Raw genomic sequence first — 945 nt, forward strand, 5'->3', positions numbered from 1 at the left:
CGCACCTCACCCCGCCCTCAGCCGACGGGATCCCCCCGTGAAACCGTCAGCCACGAAGCCATCGCCCGCGCAGCCTGGATCCAACAGGTCTACACCCCCCTAAACCGAGTTTTGGGGCCCCTGCTGTCTTCCCTAGAGCCTCAGTTGCATGCTTTGGCGGCGGATCCCTTTGATCCCAACCTGTTGCAGTCTTTTGCTGACTATCTGGAAGAGTGTGCGCAGAAACTGGCCCAAGCCCAGCAGATCTTTGGCCGCCTCCCCAATCCCAGCAGCCTGGGGGGAGTGGCTTCTCGCCTCTACTACGCCCTCAACCACCTAGAGGACGCTCTAGAGGAGCTGCAGTATTTCCCCCTGAACTTCGACGATCGCCACCTGCACACCGGACAAGAGCTGTTTCGCCGGGCAAGAGGGCTGCGCCTGGAAGCCATGGAAGCTTACGCCAAGAGTTCACCCTAGGCCAGAGCGGGATCCCCCTCTGGGCAGAGCGGGGCGGGGATCATAGGGGATAGGGATGTACTGTACAGAAGGACGGCCTATGGTGGCCTGCGGGTACAAGTCCATCAGGGCATAGATTTGGGGTGGCAACTCGGTAGAAATGGGCAGGCCCAACCTTTGGGCTTCTTCGGCAGTGATCGGGTAGTCGTGGGTAACTTGTCCGCTGGTTAGGTACTGGATGAGGGGCTCGATGCGTTCGGGGGCAATTTTGCGCTTGGGCACATCGTCCTTCAGGAGATCCCGCACGAAGTTCTGTACCTGTTGCATCGCTTTGCGGGCCAGATCTGCCAGGATCAAGGTTTGGTCATCGATTTCGGCAATGGGTTTATCCGCCACCACCTGCAGAATACTGGCGGCAGCATACCCCCCCAACTGTGGATCCACCGGCCCCAGGACTGCATTGGCATCCATGACGATTTCGTCGGCGGCCAGGGCCAGCATCGTCCCCCC

The 945-nt window shown here is 60.2% G+C and carries 2 protein-coding genes; one reads left to right on the forward strand and one right to left on the reverse strand.

Going from position 1 to position 945, the window contains the following annotated elements:
* A partial coding sequence (locus tag NW815_RS09480) for a J domain-containing protein (RefSeq protein ID WP_414415944.1) occupies window positions 1–456 on the forward strand: 456 nt, incomplete at its 5' end.
* Here NW815_RS09480 and NW815_RS09485 read toward each other — a convergent pair.
* A partial coding sequence (locus tag NW815_RS09485) for an SDH family Clp fold serine proteinase (RefSeq protein WP_414415945.1) occupies window positions 448–945 on the reverse strand: 498 nt, incomplete at its 5' end. The genes NW815_RS09480 and NW815_RS09485 overlap by 9 nt on opposite strands.

Source organism: Synechococcus sp. R6-7, assembly GCF_047461695.1.
Classification (GTDB): Bacteria; Cyanobacteriota; Cyanobacteriia; order Thermostichales; family Thermostichaceae; genus Thermostichus.